The sequence below is a fragment of the Novosphingobium sp. 550D genome, from assembly GCF_057401885.1.
In genome coordinates this window covers 2333582-2349835 of record NZ_CM171613.1, presented here as the reverse complement: position 1 = coordinate 2349835, position 16254 = coordinate 2333582, and the positions used below count along the sequence as shown (strand labels likewise).

The window sequence follows — 16254 nt, the reverse complement described above, 5'->3', positions numbered from 1 at the left end:
GTGAGAAGGTTATAACAATGGGTGCTAAGGCCCGCCCGCTAGACCCCATCCCCTTATCCGTCAACCTATCAAAACCGGAAAAATCCCGCTAGGGTTATGCGCCAAGCCGCGAAATGCGCAAAACTCCACGGGAAAGTCTTAGAAAAATGATCCGCGATTCGATCAAGGCCGCGCAGGTGGCCGCCATGAAATCGGGCGACAAGGCCCGCCTTGCCGCCGTGCGCCTGATTCTGGCCAAGCTGAAGGACAAGGATATCGAACTGCGCACCGCAGCCAGCATCCCTGACGATGACACGATCGTGACCGATGTGCTGCAAAAGATGGTGAAGCAGCGCCGCGAATCGATCACCATGTACGAGCAGGGCGGCCGTCCTGAACTCGCCGAAATCGAAGCCGCCGAAGTGGCCGTGATCGAGGAATTCCTGCCCGCGCAGATGGGCGAGGATGAGGTGAAGGCCGCCATTGAAGCCATCAAGGCCGAAGTCGGCGCCGCCGGCCCCAAGGACATGGGCAAGGTCATCGCCGCGCTCAAAGCCAAGCATGGCACCCAGATCGACATGGGCAAGGCCAGCGCGCTGGTAAAGGCCGCCCTTTCGTGATGATGGCGGCTTAATGTCACTCTCGCCCCAGTTCCTTGATGAATTGCGCAGCCGGATCACGCTGTCGGCCATCATCGGCCGCACCGAGCGCGTGACCAAGGCGGGGCGTGAGTTCAAGGCCTGTTGCCCGTTTCACCATGAAAAGACGCCCAGTTTCACCATCAATGATGAAAAGGGCTTCTATCACTGCTTTGGCTGCGGGGCACATGGCGATGTCATCCGGTGGATGACTGACCAGCGCGGCCTTTCCTTTATGGATGCGGTGAAACAACTGGCCGAGGAGGCGGGGATGGAAGTCCCCGCCCCCGACCCGCGCGCGGCGCAAAGGGCGGAAAAGCAGAAAAGCCTGCATGATGTGATGGGCGCGGCGCAGGCGTTTTTCGTCGACCAACTGGCCAGCAATGAAGGCGCGCAGGCGCGGTCCTATCTGGCTTCTCGCGGGTTTTCACAGGGCGTGTGCCGCGAATTCGGTTTTGGCTATGCGCCGGAAGGTCGTCAGGCATTGAAGGGCGCTCTCGGCCAGTTTCCGGAGGCCATGCTGATCGAGGGCGGCCTGCGCATCGTGGTCGAGGACGCCCAAGGCCAGAAAAAGGAGCCGTATGACCGGTTCCGTGGGCGATTGATGTTGCCCATCCATGACCCGCGCGGGCGGGTGATCGCGTTCGGTGGGCGCATTCTGGCCACGCACAAGACCGATGCGCCCAAATATCTCAATTCCCCCGACACGCCTTTGTTCGACAAGGGGCGCACGCTTTACAACCATCACCGCGCCTCGCCTGCCTCGCGCCAATCGGGGCGGATCATCGTGGTTGAAGGCTATATGGACGTGATCGCGCTGGCCGCGGCGGGTTTCCATGATGCTGTCGCGCCGCTGGGCACGGCCCTGACCGAAACACAGATCGAGATGATCTGGCGCATGGTGCCGATGCCGATCCTGTGTTTCGATGGCGACGCGGCGGGGCAAAGGGCGGCGATGCGCGCCGTCACCCGCGCCCTGCCCCTGCTGCGCCCCGGCCATTCCTTGCGCATCGTGCGTATGCCAGCAGGGCAAGATCCCGACGATCTTATCAAGGCGCGCGGCCCGGCGGCCATGGAGGAAGTGCTGAGCGGCGCGCAAAGCCTGCTCGATACTTTGTGGCAGGTTGAACTGGATGCCGCCCCCGCCACCAGCCCGGAGGAAAAGGCCGGGCTGAAAGCGCGCCTGATGGCCCATGTCGACACAATTGCCGACAATGACATCAAAGCGCTCTATCGCCGCGATCTGCTGGAACGTTTTTCCGCCTTCGCCTTTCCCCGGCGCGAGGACAGCCGTCCGCCATGGCAACCGCGCCAACCTTTTCAGCGGCAACAACGCGGCGGGCGGTTCGGGCGGGATATGCCCCCGCCCCTGCCCCATCAGGAAACCACGCAAAGGCTTCAGCGCCCCGCCAATCCGTTCCGCGCCGCCACGATCGAGGCGGTTCTGGTCGGCCTGATCCGCATGCCGGAAGAGATTGCGCGCCATTCCAGCCTGTTGGCCCGTTTGGCTCATGAGGATGCGCGGTGCGACGCTTTGCTTGATGCGCTTGATGATGGCGCCCCCCTTGAATGCGCGGCCATCGCCACCATCTTGGGCGAGAAAGGCTTTACCCCTCCAGACACGACACCGCGCCCCGGCATGGGATTTGCCTTCCTTTGCGAATCGGGGGAAGGCGCAAAAACCCAATTGGCTGACGTGCTTTGCGTGTTGGCGGAAAAGCCTTTGGTGGAGGCCGCGTTGGCCCAAACCCGCGAAAGTGGGGATGTGACCGAAGAAAGTTGGGCGGAACAACAGAGATTGTTGGCCCGTTTGCGTGATTTGGAAAAAAGAGAACTGGATTTGAAAGCGCGACTCGGCCAAATGGCGGTTGCACAGGATAATGCTGCGGCGGCATCGCCCGATGCCGCGCAACTCTAGATGGCGTATAGGATGGACGAAGAGATTTCTGGCGCGGACATGTCTGATGGCGGCAAGGGGGAAGGCGGCGACGCCCCTCTGATCGACCTCAATGAAGCCTCGATCAAGAAGCTGATTGCCCGCGCCAAGCGCCGTGGCATCATCACCTATGACGAGTTGAACGAGGCGCTGCCTCAGGACCAGTTCTCGAACGATCAGATCGAGGACATCATGGCCGCCATCAGCGAGATGGGCGTCAACATCGTGGAAAGCGATGAAGATGCCGCCGAGCCTGATGACAATCCGGCCGATGATGTCGAAGATTCCGATTCGATGCTGGCCGACCGGCCCGCGGTTGAAAAGAAGAAAGAAACCATCGAGCGTACCGACGACCCGGTGCGCATGTATCTGCGCGAAATGGGTGCGGTCGAACTGCTGAGCCGCGAGGGCGAAATCGCCATCGCCAAGCGGATCGAGGCCGGTCGCGACACGATGATTCTGGGCCTGTGCGAAAGCCCGATCACGTTCCACGCCATCATCCAGTGGTCCGAAGCGCTCAACAATGGCGAAATGCAGCTGCGCGAGATCCTCGATCTTGACGCGATGCTGAGCAAAGAGCCGCAGCCGGAAAACCTGTCCGAAGACGGCGAAGAAGCCGATGGCGAAATTTCCGAAGCCACCGCTGGCCCTTCCTTCAAGGAGGAAGAAGACATCGAGGAGGAGGAATCCGCCGACGAAGAGGATGAGGACGGCATCGAGCGCCGCGCCAAGCGCCCTGTCGAGGAAGAGGAAGAGGACAACACTCTTTCGCTGGCCCAGATGGAAGCGCAGCTCAAGCCCGAAGCGCTGGAGAAGTTCGCCCGCATCACCGAGCTGTTCTACAGCTTTGAAAAGGCGCAGGCTGAACGCCTCGAGTTCATGGCGGTGGGCAATGACTATCCCGCCGACAAGGAACGCGCCTATCAGCAGTTGCGCGAAGACCTGACGGCGGAAGTCGAAAGCGTACAGTTCCACGGCCAGAAGATCGAATATCTGGTCGACAACCTCTACGCCTTCAACCGCCGCCTGACCGCGCTGGGCGGCCAAATGCTGCGTCTGGCCGAGCGCCACAAGGTGAGCCGCAAGGACTTCCTTGAAGCCTATGTCGGCCGCGAACTGGACGATAACTGGCTGGCCAGTGTTCAGGGCAAGGACAAAAAGTGGGCGGCGTTTGCCATCAACGAAGGCGATGCAGTCGAACGCATCCGCGCCGAAGTGTCGGACATTGCCAGCAACACCGGCATGGCCCTGCCCGAATTCCGCCGTATCGTGAACATGGTGCAGAAGGGTGAGCGCGAAGCGCGTATCGCCAAGAAGGAAATGGTGGAAGCCAACCTTCGCCTCGTGATCTCGATTGCCAAGAAATACACGAACCGTGGCCTGCAATTCCTTGATCTTATTCAGGAAGGCAACATCGGCCTGATGAAGGCCGTCGACAAGTTCGAATATCGTCGCGGCTACAAGTTCAGCACCTATGCAACCTGGTGGATCCGTCAGGCCATCACGCGTTCGATCGCGGATCAGGCGCGCACGATCCGTATTCCGGTGCATATGATCGAAACGATCAACAAGCTGGTTCGCACCAGCCGCCAGTTCCTGCACGAGCAGGGCCGCGAGCCGACGCCGGAAGAAATGGCCGAGCGTCTCTCGATGCCGCTCGAAAAGGTGCGCAAGGTGATGAAGATCGCCAAGGAGCCGATCAGCCTCGAAACGCCGATTGGCGATGAGGAAGACAGCCATCTGGGCGATTTCATCGAGGACAAGAACGCGATCATCCCGGTGGATGCCGCGATCCAGTCCAACCTGAAGGAAACGGTTACCCGCGTGCTGGCTAGCCTGACCCCGCGTGAGGAGCGCGTGCTGCGCATGCGTTTCGGCATCGGCATGAACACCGACCACACTTTGGAAGAAGTGGGCCAGCAGTTCAGCGTGACGCGTGAACGTATCCGTCAAATCGAGGCCAAGGCGCTGCGCAAGCTTAAGCACCCCAGCCGGTCACGCAAGATGCGGTCATTCCTCGACCAATAATTGCGGAAATCTTGATGCAAACGGGCGCGATTCTATTGGGAATCGCGCCCGTTTTCGTAAAAGCTTGATGCAATCCATCATCCGAAATGCCGGATTGATGCAAACCGGCCACCGATGTCGCGAAACTGCCACTTTCCGCCGGTTTTGGGGGTGGCCATGGCGCGCTTTGACGCCTAAGGAGCCGCCAAGACGACTCTTTGGGGAATGAGCCAAACCCATGAAAATCGCTATCGCATCCGATCACGCCGCCGTCGGCCTCAAGGCCGAACTTGCCCAGTTCCTGCGCGATGAAGGGCATGAGGTCAGCGACCTCGGCCCCGAAACCGAAGATCGGGTCGATTACCCAGACTATGGCTACAAGCTGGCCGAGGCAGTCGCTTTGGGCGCGGCGGAATATGGCGTCGCCCTGTGCGGCAGCGGCATTGGCATTTCGATCGCCGTCAATCGCCACCCGGCGCTGCGCTGCGCGCTGGTAGGCGAACCGCTCTCGGCGGCACTGGCCCGCGAGCATAACAATGCCAATGCCATCGCCATGGGCGCCCGCCTGACCGGCATCGACATGGCCAAGGCCTGCCTCACCGCATTTTTGAGCACCCAATTCGGTGGTGGCCGTCATACCGGCCGCGTCGAAAAGCTCTCCAACCCCTCCGTTTGATCCCCAAAAGGACGAGATCCATGACCGATATTCGCCCCGCCGACTTCTTCACTGGCACGCTGTCCGATCGCGATCCCGCCATCGCCGGCTGGATCAACAAGGAACTGGGCCGTCAGCAGGACAAGATCGAGCTGATCGCTTCGGAAAACATCTGCTCGACCGCCGTGCTTGAGGCCGCTGGTTCGATCCTGACCAACAAGTATGCCGAAGGCTATCCGGGCCGTCGCTATTATGGCGGCTGCGAATATGTGGATGAGATCGAACAGATCGCCATCGACCGCGCCAAGGAACTGTTCGGCGCCGCTTTCGCCAATGTTCAGCCCAATTCGGGCAGCCAGATGAACCAGGCGGTGTTCCTTGCCCTGCTTCAGCCCGGCGACACGTTCATGGGTCTGGACCTGAACTCGGGCGGGCACCTGACGCATGGTTCGCCGGTGAACATGAGCGGCAAGTGGTTCAACGTCGTGCCTTACGGCGTGCGCGAAGACAACCAGCTCATCGACATGGACGAGGTTGCCCGCATCGCTCGCGAGTGCAAGCCCAAGCTGATCGTCTGCGGCGGCACGGCCTATTCGCGCGAATGGGACTGGGCCGGTTTCCGCGCGATTGCGGACGAAGTGGGCGCCTATCTGCTGGCCGACATGAGCCACATTTCGGGTCTGGTGGCGGGCGGCGCGCATCCCTCGCCGGTGCCTTTCGCGCATGTGACCACGACCACGACGCACAAGTCGCTGCGCGGTCCGCGTTCGGGCATCATCCTGTCGAACGACGAAGCGATTGCCAAGAAGCTGAACAGCGCGATCTTCCCCGGCCTTCAGGGCGGCCCGCTGATGCACATTATCGCCGCCAAGGCGGTGGCTTTTGGTGAAGCGCTCCAGCCCTCGTTCAAGGCCTATGCAGCGCAGGTCAAGGCAAACGCCAAGGCTCTGGCCGCCAGTCTTCAGGCTGAAGGTCTGGGCATCGTGTCGGGCGGCACCGACAACCACCTGATGCTGGTCGACCTGCGCCCCTATGGCGCCAAGGGCAAGCATGCGGAAAAGGCTTTGGACCGCGCCAGCATCACCTGCAACAAGAACTCGATCCCGTTTGACGATGAAAAGCCCCTGCTGACCAGCGGCATCCGTCTGGGCACGCCGGCCGGCACCACCCGCGGTTTCGGCGAGGCCGAATTCACCCAGATCGGCAAGTGGATCGCGCAAGTGGTTGATGGCCTTCGCAAGAATGGCCCCGAAGGCGATGCGCAGGTCGAAGCCCGCGTGGCCGCCGAAGTCGCCGAAATGTGCGCCCGCTTCCCGATTTACCCCAAGCTGGGTTACTGATCCTTGCGCTGTCCGTTCTGCGCCTGTGACAATACGCAGGTGAAAGATTCGCGCCCGACGGAGGACAATACGTCCATCCGTCGGCGCAGACAGTGCGAAGGCTGCGGCGCGCGTTTCACCACGTTTGAACGGGTGCAATTGCGCGAAATCACCGTGGTGAAAAGCAACGACCAGCGCGAGCCGTTTGACCGGTCCAAGATCGAGCAATCGGTGGCGCTGGCCAGTCGCAAGCGCGGCATTGCGCAGGAACGTCTGGACCAACTGGTTTCGGGCATTCAGCGTCAGATCGAAACGCTGGGCGACAGCGAAGTGCCATCGAAAGCCATTGGTGAAATGGTGATGGAAGGGCTGCGCGCCCTCGACAGCGTGGCCTATATCCGCTTTGCCAGCGTCTATCGCGACTTTTCCGAAGCGCGCGATTTTGAAGAATTTGCCGGGACTGTGCGCGACGCGGGGCATAAGAAATGAAACCTGTAATCGTCCTCGTCCGCCCGCAATTGGGCGAGAATATCGGCAAGGCGGCGCGCGCCATGCTCAACTTCGGCCTTGTCGAAATGCGGCTGGTGTCGCCCCGCGATGGCTGGCCCAACCCAAGCGCGGGGCCTGCCGCGGCGGGCGCCGACATCGTGCTGGAACAAGCGCAGGTGTTTGAAACCCTGGCCGAGGCAGTGGCCGATTGCCCGCATGTCTATGCCACCACAGTACGCAAGCGCGGCGTGACCAAGCCGGTGCTGACGCCCGAGGCGGCCACACGCGAAATCCACGCCCAGCCGGGGCGCAGCGCGATCATCTTTGGCCCCGAACGGTCGGGTCTGGAAACCGATGATGTGGCGCTGGCCCGCGCGATCATCACTGTGCCGATCAACCCGGAATTCGGCTCGCTCAATCTGGCGCAGGCGGTGATCCTGTGCGCCTATGAGTGGTCGAAGGGCGTGGCATTGGAACAGCCCCCGGTGGAGGAAATCCTGCCCCCTGCCCCGCAGGAAGAGCTGGAAGGGCTGATCAATCACCTCGACAGCCTGCTTGAGCCGCGCGGCTATTATTTTCCCGAGGCACGGGCCGATGCCACGCGGCGCACTTTGCGCACCATGCTGACCAAACCGGCGTGGAACCATCTGGAAGTGCGTACCATGCGCGGCGTTCTCTCCGCGCTGATGCGCCAGCCCGGCGTGCCGCCGCCGCCGCGCGTCAAGCCCGCGCCCAAGAAAGACGAAGAATCCGGCAACACGGGGGATTGACAAAATCCGTCATTCCCGCCAAGGGCGCCCCTTCACAAGGATGGCGCCCACCCGGCGCCGTATTCCATTGGCCCTGCATGTCCGGTGAAGCAGTGGCCGCCTGAAGCTTAAATAGCATCAGGGTGCGCGCCGGAACCTGTCGGTCAATACGACCGGCTACAGCATGGCACGAGGCATCCCGCCCCGCGCCACGAAGCAAATGTAAGGAAGACTATGTCGAAGCGTCATGCCTCGAAGTACAAGATTGACCGCCGCCTTGGCGAAAACATCTGGGGCCGTCCCAAGTCGTCGGTGAACCGCCGTTCGTATGGCCCCGGCCAGCACGGTCAGCGCCGCAAGAGCAAGATCTCGGACTTCGGTATCCAGCTGCGCGCCAAGCAGAAGCTCAAGGGCTACTATGGCGACATCACCGAAAAGCAGTTCAAGCGCACCTATCAGGAAGCGTCGCGCATGAAGGGCGACACCGGTCAGAACCTGATCGGCCTGCTCGAACAGCGTCTGGACGCCGTGGTGTACCGCTCGAAGTTCGCCCCCACCATCTTCTCGGCCCGTCAGGTTGTTTCGCACGGTCACATCTATGTGAACGGCGTTAAGTGCAACATTGCCTCGCGTCGCGTTCGCCCCGGCGACGTCGTTTCGCTGGGCAAGAAGGCCAAGGAAATGGCTCTGATCGCCGAAGCTCAGGCTCTGCCCGAGCGCGAAGTGCCCGATTATGTTGCCCAGGACGGCGACAAGATCACCTTCGTTCGCGTTCCGACCCTGGACGAAGTGCCCTATCCGGTGAAGATGGAACCGAATCTGGTCGTCGAATTCTATTCGCGCTAATTCGCGTTTCCTCACGGAAAAGCAAAGAAAAGGCGGTGGCTTCGGCTGCCGCCTTTTTCTTTTGCAACAAAGCCTTTCTGGTTCATTTCTGTCATCAGATCGTCGCTATTCGGCTTCATTTCACCGCGATGAACGGAACCTTTTCAAACCAGAATCGTATCACGGCCATGAACAAGCTCTATCGTTATGTGACCGCCCATCGCGTCGGCAAATGGTACCCCGATCTCGTCACCGCACAGCGCTTTGCGTTCAAAATCGGCGCTGGATTCATGGCGGAAAAGAGCGGACAGTTTTCCACCTATATGGGGACTCGGCTGGAAGTTCTGATGCCGGATGGCGAGGTCGTTCCAGCCTGATTTTACACGGCGGGAATAAGCCTCCGGCGGGCAAAGGGACTCGGCCACTTTGCAATCCCGTTATGGGGGAGCGACCAGTTTGTGAGGCTGGTTTGGCCTTAGTGGCTGACACAGCCAGCGGCGCGGCGAAGTTGCGCTAACGTCGCCACGCCGACAGTAACGGGAGCGCGAGGGTTAAGACCCTCGCATCCCCTCAATTCCCCTTGTTAAAATACCGCGCCCGGAACCCCGACGCAAAAGCCGCGAACCGCCCCTCAGCAATAGCGGCCCGCATACCGGCCATCAATTGCTGATAGAACGCCAGATTGTGTTCCGTCATCAACATCGCGCCCAGGATCTCACCCGCCTTGTTCAGGTGGTGCAGATAGGCCCGGCTGTAGGTGCCGCAAACCGAACACGTGCAATCCGTATCGATTGGCCCGGTATCCTCGGCATGTTTGGCGTTGCGGATGTTCAATGGCCCGTTCCACGTAAACGCCTGACCATTACGCCCGGAACGCGACGGCAGAACGCAGTCGAACATATCAACCCCGCGTTCAACCGCGCCGACCAGATCGTCCGGTTTACCCACACCCATCAGGTAACGCGGCTTGTCCTCCGGCAATTGGCCCGGCGCAAAGTCCAGCGTCGCGAACATCGCCTCCTGCCCCTCGCCCACGGCCAGACCGCCGATGGCATAGCCGTCAAAGCCGATCTCTTGCAGCTTGCCCGCCGAAATCGAGCGTAGGTCTTCGTTCAAACCGCCCTGCTGAATACCAAACAGCGCCGAACGCGCTGCATGTTCCTCGCCGCTGTCGAAACCATCACGGCTGCGCTTGGCCCAGCGCATCGACATCAGCATCGAGCGCTCGATCACATCCTTGGGCTGATCCGCGCGCGGGCATTCATCGAAACACATCACAATGTCGCTGCCCAGCTGGCGCTGGATTTCCATACTGCGTTCGGGCGTCAGATTGTGGCGTGAACCGTCAATATGGCTGGCAAAGGTCACACCTTCCTCGGTGATCTTGCGCAGTTCCGACAGGCTCATCACCTGATACCCGCCGCTGTCGGTCAGGATCGGGCGGTCCCAATTCATGAACTTGTGCAATCCGCCCAGCCGCGCCACCCGTTCCGCACCGGGGCGCAGCATCAGGTGATAGGTGTTGCCAAGGATGATATCCGCGCCGATTGAACGCACGGTCTCGGGCTTCATCGCCTTGACCGTGGCCGCGGTGCCCACGGGCATGAACGCAGGCGTGCGGATTTCGCCGCGCTGCATCTGGATGGTGCCGGTGCGCGCCTTGCCGTCGCGCGCGTGAATGTTGAATTGAAAACGGGTCATGGCCCCGCGCCTTACGCGCAAAAGCGAAGGCCCGCAATCTGGACGCGGACAGTGCGGGCGTCTAGCGTTGCGACCATGAAAAAAGCCACCCTGCTCCTCGCCCTTTTGGCCGCCCCCGCTCTGGCCGCGGATGATCCGCTGACCCGCCCCATCACCACCAGCTATACCGACCGCTGGATGCAGGTGCGGGCGCCGATCCCAATCTATGGCAAGACCTGGATGGCTGGCTCGGTGCATTTGAACACGGCGGTGATCGACTCCGGCGCGGGGCTGATCGTGATCGATGCAGGCCTGCCCCAGTTTGAGCCGCAATTGAAGGCCCAAATCCGCAGCCTTGGCCACAAGCCCTCCGATGTGCGCTACATCCTTGTGACCGAGGCGCATTTTGACCACGCAGGCGGGGTGGCCGCACTGGCGCGCGATTCGGGCGCCACCGTGATCGCCAGCCCCTATACGGTGGGCGCGCTGCGCAAAGGACAGACCGGAGCAGAGGACCCGCAAAACGGCGATCTCAAACCCTTTCCTGCGCCGACGCGACTGCGGGCAATACGGGATGGCGGGCAAATCAAACTGGGCGATACGGTGATCACCGCGCGTTTCACACCCGGCCATACCGCCGGATCGACCAGCTGGACCTGGCAATCCTGTGCCCCCAAAACCGGATGCCGCGCCATGGTTTTCATGGCCAGCCTGAGCGCGACAGCCGCCGACACCTACCGCTTTTCCGCGCCCGAACATGCCGCCGTCGTCGCCTCTTTCCGCCAATCCTTTGCCAAGGCGCGGACTTTCCCTTGCGACTATCTCATCACCGGCCACCCCGAACACAATCAAACCGATGACAAGGTCGCCGCCGCCATGCGCGCGCCCAGCAGCGTGAATTGGGAAGACAAAGGTGCCTGCGCCGCCACGGTCGGACGCTTTGAGGATCGCCTCAACACCACCCTCGCCCGTGAGGTGGCCAAGTGACCATTGACTGGATGTATCCCGCGCTGACCGGCGTTGCGGTGCTGGCGGGTTTTGTGGATGCGGTGGCGGGGGGCGGTGGTTTGATTACCGTCCCTGCGCTGATCTATGCGGGCCTTCCCCCGGCTATGGTTCTGGGCACGAACAAGTTGCAATCATGCAGCGGGACGGCGCTGGCCACATGGCGCTATCATCGTGCGGGCTTGTTCAAGCTGCGCCCCAATTTGCCTGCGGTGCTCTTTGTGCTGGTGGGTGCGGCGCTGGGCGCATGGGCGGTTCAGCGGATCAGTCCGGGCGTGCTGAAGCTGTTGGTGCCCATTCTGTTGATCGCGATGGCGGCCTATACGCTGCTCAGCCCCAAGATGCATGACCATGAAGGTGAGGCCAAGGTCAGCGAGAAAGCCTATCTGCCCATTGCCAGCGGCATCGGCTTTTACGACGGTTTCTTTGGGCCGGGCACCGGGCAATTCTTTGCCATCACGCTGGTTTCCCTGCGCGGCTATGGGCTGACGCGGGCGACGGGCCTGACCAAATTGTTCAACCTGACCAGCAATTTGGCGTCGCTGGTTGTCTTTGCCATTGGCGGCCAGATCATGTTCGCGCTGGGCCTGTGCATGGCCGTCGGGGCGATGACCGGCGCTTGGCTGGGGTCACATATGGCGACAAAGATGGGGGCCAAAATCATCCGCCCCTTGCTGGTCGTGGTCAGCCTCAGCCTGACGGCCAAGCTGGTATGGGGCTGGTTCACCGGGTGAACCGGCCCCACAGGGCTTATTGCTGGATCAGCTTGAGGAAGTCCTGCTGATTGAGGTTTGAGACATAGCTGCGCACGATGGCGCTGTTGACGCCGGGTGTGGCAATCAATTCACGCACCGCCAGACGCGACAGCGCCGCGCCCGCCGCACGGAATGCCTGTCCGCCGCCCTGCTTGGCCAAGGGTTTGGCCAGATCGAAGCAATCCGTCATCACAAGGCGGGTAAAGATCTTGGCCGCGTCCTTGTCGAGAGCCGCCTTCTTTTCGGCGTCCACCGTCACCGCCCCGGCCGCCGGCATGGACGAGGCGATTTCAACCGCCACCCATTTGGACAGCGTGGCCTTATCCTCGACCGTCGCCTTGACCGTCACGCATTCGGCCAGCTTTTGCGACGCCTCATCCACCGCTGGCGCCTGTGCCGTCGCAGCAGTTGCCGCAGCCGCCATCAGGCAAGCGAAACCAATTTTCCATTTCATACGCGCCAATCCTATCCGCCGGGGGCTTTCGATCCGCACGAAAGGTGGCTGAGGGTCAAGCCCAAGGCAAGCCGCAATTCCATCAGCCCTTGGGCAAAAGCAGGCTGGAATCGCCATAGGAATAGAAACGATAGCCCGACGCAATGGCATGGGCATAGGTTTCCTGCATCCGTTCCAGACCCATCAACGCGCTGACCAGCATGAAGAGCGTCGATTTGGGCAGATGGAAATTGGTCATCAACCCGTCAATCGCCTTAAAACGATAGCCCGGCGTGATGAAGATCGACGTGTCGCCGCTGAACGGCTGGATCACGCCATCATCCCCAGTCGCCGATTCGAGCAGGCGCAGCGAGGTCGTCCCCACCGCAATCACGCGCCCCCCCGCCTTGCGCGCCGCATTCAGGCGATCAGCAGCCTCCGGGCTGATCGTGCCCCATTCGGCGTGCATCTGATGATCGGTCGTATCGTCGGCCTTCACCGGCAGGAACGTGCCCGCCCCCACATGCAGCGTCAGAAATTCGCGCGCGATGCCCTTGGCGTCGAGCGCGTCGATCAGTTCGGGTGTGAAATGCAGCGCAGCCGTCGGCGCGGCCACCGCACCATCCTTTTGCGCGAACATGGTCTGATAATCGCTCTTGTCGGCCTCATCCGTCGGGCGTTTCCCCGCGATATAGGGCGGCAAAGGCATTTGCCCCGCACGTTCCAGCAAAACCTCAACCGGCTCATCACCATGAAAGGCCAGCGTCCAACTGCCATCGGCATGGCGCGCCTCAGCCGTGGCACAGACATCGGCGGGGAATTGGATCACATCGCCTTCGCGCAGGCGTTTGCCATTGCGAACAAAGGCCTGCCAACGCCGCAGGTCGATCCGTTTATGCAACGTCGCGCCGATCTTCGCCTCGCCCCTGTGGCCCTCAAGCTGTGCCGGAATGACGCGTGTGTCATTGAACACCAGCACGTCGCCCGCCCGCAGCAATTGCGGCAGGTCGCGCACAAGATGCTGGCCAAATTGCCCGGCGGGGGGAACCAGCAGCATACGTGCCGAATCGCGCGGAGACACGGGTCTCAGCGCGATATTTTCGGTCGGCAATTCGAAATCAAACAGATCGACGCGCAAAACAGCCTCAGTTCGAACGCGAGTTGTTCAACTGATCAATGCTGATCTTGGCGGGGGCCGACGGCGGCGCATAGGCCGGACGCGGCTTGTTATCCGACGCGATGGACGCCTGAACGATCTTGGTCGGATTGCTGGGTGGTTCGCCGCGCACGATGGCGTCAACAATATCCATGCCCGCAATCACGCGGCCAAAATTCGTGTAACGCTTGTCCAAGGCAAAGCGCGGATAAAACACGATAAAGAACTGGCTGTTGGCGGTGTCCGGCTCGTTCGTGCGCGCCATCGACACCGAACCGCGCACATGCGGGATCGAATTGAATTCCGCCTTCAGATCCGGCAGCTTTGACCCGCCAGCCCCGGTGCCCGTCGGGTCGCCGGTCTGGGCCATAAAGCCTTCGATCACGCGGTGAAAGATGATGCCGTCATAAAAACCCTGACGAGCCAGCGTCTTGACGCGCTCAACATGGTTGGGCGCCCATTTGGGCATCATGCGGATGGCAACGCGCCCGCCATTCGACAGGTCCAGCAACAGGACATTGTCGGGATCATGCGAAATGTCCTGATCGACCTTGGCCGACTGGTTGGCGCCGGGCAAAGCTTCAACCGCCTTGAGGTTGGACAGCTTGGGGGTCTTGTCACGATGTGCGCAAGCCCCGGTGGACAGCATCGCAGCGCCCATCAGCACAGCAAGCGCGGTTTTGGCGAAATCAGGACGTTTCATGCGGCTCTCTTGCAAGTATGGTACCCAAGGCCCTGCTGGGGACCAATGGCGGAGGCGATAGACCGCCAAATCTGTCGTGGCAATGAACCAGTCACCGAAAATTCGGCACGGTTCATCAATCGTCACCCTTTCTTCCCACTTTATCAATGCGCGCAATGACATCGGCGCGCACCGCGGGACTGACAAATTTGGCGATTTCGCCGCCAAACAGGGCGATTTCTTTCACTAATTTGCTGGCAATGGGTTGAAGCGAAACATCCGCCATCAGAAAAACCGTTTCGATATTGGGGTTTAACTGCTGGTTCATGCCGGCCATCTGATATTCATATTCGAAATCCGCCACAGCCCGAAGCCCACGCAGAATCACGCTGGCCCCCTGCTTCTCGGCAAATTTCATCAGCAGCGCATTGAACCCCACCACCGAGACATTATCCAGCCCCATGGCGGCGACTTCGCGTGTGACCATCTCCATCCGCTCTTCTGGCGTAAACAGCGGGTCTTTCGACGGATTGGTGGTAACGCCAATGATCAGGTGATCGACCAGCTTGGCCCCGCGCCTAATGATATCGGCATGGCCCAGCGTGATCGGATCGAACGTGCCGGGATAAACACCAACTCTTTTGGCCCCACCGGCAACGCCGAGAATGTTGTCTGCCATGCCTTCCCTTCGCGCTCCCTGGCCTTAGTTACTCTTGCGTAAAGCCAGCGAAGCGCCCGGTCCAGCCCAAAGACAATTAACGATCACGTTCCACGATAAAGCGGGCCAGCGCGCGCAGGAGGTCCGCCTCGCTGCCATGGTTGGCCAGATGGGCAATCGCCTGATCGATCAGCATGCGGGCCTGTTCACGCGCACGATCCGCGCCCAGCAACGAGACAAAGGTCTCCTTGCCCGCTTCGGCATCCTTGCGCAACGCCTTGCCCGCCAGTTCGGCGTCGCCTTCATGGTCGAGCAGGTCATCGACGATCTGGAACGCCAGACCAATATCGCGGGCATAGGCGCGCAGATGACGGCGCCCTTCCGGCGCCACCTTGCCCAAAATCGCGCCCAATTCGACCGCAGCGCACAACAAGGCCCCGGTCTTGAGCTGCTGCAACCGCGTCACGGTGGCCAGATCAAAGCTGGAAGTTTCGGCGGCGATGTCCATCATCTGGCCACCGGCCATGCCATTGTGTCCGCTGGCCGTGGCCAGAGTCGTCACCAGTTCAACCCGCACAAAGGGATCGCCGCTGGTCGCCGTATCGGCCAGAAGTTCAAACGCAAAGCACTGCAAAGCGTCGCCCGCCAGAACCGCCGTCGCCTCATCAAAGGCGATATGCAGCGTCGGCTTGCCATGGCGCAGCGCGTCATCGTCCATGCAGGGCAAATCGTCATGAATCAGCGAATAGACATGGACCGATTCGATGGCCGCGCCCACGCGCACCGCCGCATCACGATCCACCCCGTACATTTCGGCCACCGCCGCCACCAGCAGCGGGCGAACACGTTTACCACCACCGATCGTGGCGTAACGCATCGCCTCGATCAGGCGCGCGCGCGGGTCTTCGGGAACGGGCAAGAGCGAATCGAAGAGCGCATCAATATCAGCCTGAATACGCTTCAGACCCTGGGCCAACAGATTATCCGTCACAACAGCCATCTTTTTGCCTCCCCCTTTATTGTTCATCCAGCGGGCGCAGGCCGGCCGGCGCGCCATCGGGCCCGGCGACAATACGCTCGATCCGGGCCTGTGCCGAATCCAGCCGCGCCTGACATGCCTTGCGCAGCGATTCGCCGCGTTCATACAAGGTGATCGATTCATCGAGCGGCACTTCGCCGCTTTCAAGACGCCGCACGACGTCCTCTAAAGCGCGCAGAGCGTCTTCGAAACTAAGACCGGAAGCATCGGGCGAAGTGGCAATTTCTTGGCTCATGCGCATTGCCATGG

18 protein-coding genes are annotated in these 16254 nt (G+C 61.1%); 11 read left to right on the top strand and 7 right to left on the bottom strand.

Annotated elements, in window-relative coordinates; all coding sequences use genetic code 11:
* The first annotated feature begins 146 nt into the window (after window positions 1-146).
* The 9 genes from AC2S2E_RS11025 (at window position 147) to AC2S2E_RS10985 (ending at window position 8974) form a co-directional block, all read left to right on the top strand.
* Complete coding sequence (locus AC2S2E_RS11025) at window positions 147-599, top strand: GatB/YqeY domain-containing protein (protein WP_486522364.1); 453 nt, start codon at window positions 147-149, stop codon at window positions 597-599.
* A 13-nt stretch (window positions 600-612) separates the two neighbouring features.
* Entirely contained in the window at window positions 613-2535 is a 1923-nt protein-coding gene (dnaG, locus tag AC2S2E_RS11020) for a DNA primase (protein WP_486522363.1), read from the top strand.
* 12 nt (window positions 2536-2547) lie between these two features.
* On the top strand, window positions 2548-4581 hold the full coding sequence (gene rpoD, locus AC2S2E_RS11015) for an RNA polymerase sigma factor RpoD (RefSeq protein ID WP_486522362.1): 2034 nt from the start codon (window positions 2548-2550) through the stop codon (window positions 4579-4581).
* A 217-nt stretch (window positions 4582-4798) separates the two neighbouring features.
* Complete coding sequence (gene rpiB, locus AC2S2E_RS11010) at window positions 4799-5236, top strand: ribose 5-phosphate isomerase B (RefSeq protein ID WP_486522361.1); 438 nt, start codon at window positions 4799-4801, stop codon at window positions 5234-5236.
* 20 nt (window positions 5237-5256) lie between these two features.
* Window positions 5257-6555 (top strand): serine hydroxymethyltransferase, encoded by a 1299-nt coding sequence (gene glyA / locus AC2S2E_RS11005; RefSeq protein ID WP_476104820.1) that lies wholly within the window; start codon window positions 5257-5259, stop codon window positions 6553-6555.
* Between the two features lie 3 nt (window positions 6556-6558).
* Entirely contained in the window at window positions 6559-7023 is a 465-nt protein-coding gene (gene nrdR / locus AC2S2E_RS11000) for a transcriptional regulator NrdR (protein WP_476104822.1), read from the top strand.
* Window positions 7020-7793: an RNA methyltransferase gene (locus tag AC2S2E_RS10995; RefSeq protein WP_476104823.1), complete on the top strand. Its 774-nt coding sequence runs from the start codon at window positions 7020-7022 to the stop codon at window positions 7791-7793. Before nrdR ends, AC2S2E_RS10995 begins: the two co-directional genes overlap by 4 nt.
* A 213-nt stretch (window positions 7794-8006) precedes the next feature.
* Window positions 8007-8618, top strand: coding sequence for a 30S ribosomal protein S4 (rpsD, locus tag AC2S2E_RS10990; protein ID WP_476104824.1), 612 nt, complete (start codon window positions 8007-8009; stop codon window positions 8616-8618).
* Window positions 8619-8653: 35 nt separating this feature from the next.
* Entirely contained in the window at window positions 8654-8974 is a 321-nt protein-coding gene (locus AC2S2E_RS10985; RefSeq protein WP_476104826.1) for a hypothetical protein, read from the top strand.
* Window positions 8975-9167: 193 nt separating this feature from the next.
* Here AC2S2E_RS10985 and tgt read toward each other — a convergent pair whose 3' ends face one another.
* Complete coding sequence (gene tgt, locus AC2S2E_RS10980; protein WP_486522360.1) at window positions 9168-10298, bottom strand: tRNA guanosine(34) transglycosylase Tgt; 1131 nt, start codon at window positions 10296-10298, stop codon at window positions 9168-9170.
* Window positions 10299-10373: 75 nt separating this feature from the next.
* On the opposite strand from tgt, the gene bla reads away from it, so the two are divergent.
* Window positions 10374-11264 carry a subclass B3 metallo-beta-lactamase gene (bla, locus tag AC2S2E_RS10975; RefSeq protein WP_486522359.1) on the top strand — a complete coding sequence of 297 codons (891 nt, stop codon included), beginning with the start codon at window positions 10374-10376 and terminating at the stop codon, window positions 11262-11264.
* A complete protein-coding gene (locus AC2S2E_RS10970) occupies window positions 11261-12016 on the top strand; it encodes a TSUP family transporter (protein ID WP_486522358.1) in 756 nt (251 codons plus the stop codon). Before bla ends, AC2S2E_RS10970 begins: the two co-directional genes overlap by 4 nt.
* Before the next feature lie 16 nt (window positions 12017-12032).
* On the opposite strand, the gene AC2S2E_RS10965 is transcribed toward AC2S2E_RS10970, so the two are convergent.
* The 6 genes from AC2S2E_RS10965 to AC2S2E_RS10940 form a co-directional block, all read right to left on the bottom strand.
* Entirely contained in the window at window positions 12033-12491 is a 459-nt protein-coding gene (locus AC2S2E_RS10965) for a hypothetical protein (RefSeq protein WP_476104832.1), read from the bottom strand.
* An 82-nt stretch (window positions 12492-12573) separates the two neighbouring features.
* Window positions 12574-13608 carry a tRNA preQ1(34) S-adenosylmethionine ribosyltransferase-isomerase QueA gene (gene queA / locus AC2S2E_RS10960; RefSeq protein ID WP_486522356.1) on the bottom strand — a complete coding sequence of 345 codons (1035 nt, stop codon included), beginning with the start codon at window positions 13606-13608 and terminating at the stop codon, window positions 12574-12576.
* Between the two features lie 7 nt (window positions 13609-13615).
* The gene (locus AC2S2E_RS10955) at window positions 13616-14329 is read right to left on the bottom strand and encodes a peptidylprolyl isomerase (RefSeq protein WP_476104834.1); all 714 of its coding nucleotides are present in this window, start codon (window positions 14327-14329) and stop codon (window positions 13616-13618) included.
* A 115-nt stretch (window positions 14330-14444) separates the two neighbouring features.
* Window positions 14445-14987: a pantetheine-phosphate adenylyltransferase gene (gene coaD / locus AC2S2E_RS10950; RefSeq protein ID WP_486522355.1), complete on the bottom strand. Its 543-nt coding sequence runs from the start codon at window positions 14985-14987 to the stop codon at window positions 14445-14447.
* Window positions 14988-15063: 76 nt separating this feature from the next.
* Window positions 15064-15966: a polyprenyl synthetase family protein gene (locus tag AC2S2E_RS10945; RefSeq protein WP_486522354.1), complete on the bottom strand. Its 903-nt coding sequence runs from the start codon at window positions 15964-15966 to the stop codon at window positions 15064-15066.
* A 16-nt stretch (window positions 15967-15982) separates the two neighbouring features.
* On the bottom strand, window positions 15983-16240 hold the full coding sequence (locus AC2S2E_RS10940) for an exodeoxyribonuclease VII small subunit (protein ID WP_486522352.1): 258 nt from the start codon (window positions 16238-16240) through the stop codon (window positions 15983-15985).
* Window positions 16241-16254: the final 14 nt, after the last annotated feature.

Coding starts and splice junctions, on each gene's coding strand:
- AC2S2E_RS11025 (WP_486522364.1), top strand. CDS start 147: ATGATCCGCGATTCGATCAAGGCCGCGCAGGTGGCCGCCATGAAATCG.
- dnaG (WP_486522363.1), top strand. CDS start 613: ATGTCACTCTCGCCCCAGTTCCTTGATGAATTGCGCAGCCGGATCACG.
- rpoD (WP_486522362.1), top strand. CDS start 2,548: ATGGACGAAGAGATTTCTGGCGCGGACATGTCTGATGGCGGCAAGGGG.
- rpiB (WP_486522361.1), top strand. CDS start 4,799: ATGAAAATCGCTATCGCATCCGATCACGCCGCCGTCGGCCTCAAGGCC.
- glyA (WP_476104820.1), top strand. CDS start 5,257: ATGACCGATATTCGCCCCGCCGACTTCTTCACTGGCACGCTGTCCGAT.
- AC2S2E_RS10995 (WP_476104823.1), top strand. CDS start 7,020: ATGAAACCTGTAATCGTCCTCGTCCGCCCGCAATTGGGCGAGAATATC.
- rpsD (WP_476104824.1), top strand. CDS start 8,007: ATGTCGAAGCGTCATGCCTCGAAGTACAAGATTGACCGCCGCCTTGGC.
- tgt (WP_486522360.1), bottom strand. CDS start 10,298: ATGACCCGTTTTCAATTCAACATTCACGCGCGCGACGGCAAGGCGCGC.
- bla (WP_486522359.1), top strand. CDS start 10,374: ATGAAAAAAGCCACCCTGCTCCTCGCCCTTTTGGCCGCCCCCGCTCTG.
- AC2S2E_RS10965 (WP_476104832.1), bottom strand. CDS start 12,491: ATGAAATGGAAAATTGGTTTCGCTTGCCTGATGGCGGCTGCGGCAACT.
- AC2S2E_RS10955 (WP_476104834.1), bottom strand. CDS start 14,329: ATGAAACGTCCTGATTTCGCCAAAACCGCGCTTGCTGTGCTGATGGGC.
- coaD (WP_486522355.1), bottom strand. CDS start 14,987: ATGGCAGACAACATTCTCGGCGTTGCCGGTGGGGCCAAAAGAGTTGGT.
- AC2S2E_RS10945 (WP_486522354.1), bottom strand. CDS start 15,966: ATGGCTGTTGTGACGGATAATCTGTTGGCCCAGGGTCTGAAGCGTATT.
- AC2S2E_RS10940 (WP_486522352.1), bottom strand. CDS start 16,240: ATGAGCCAAGAAATTGCCACTTCGCCCGATGCTTCCGGTCTTAGTTTC.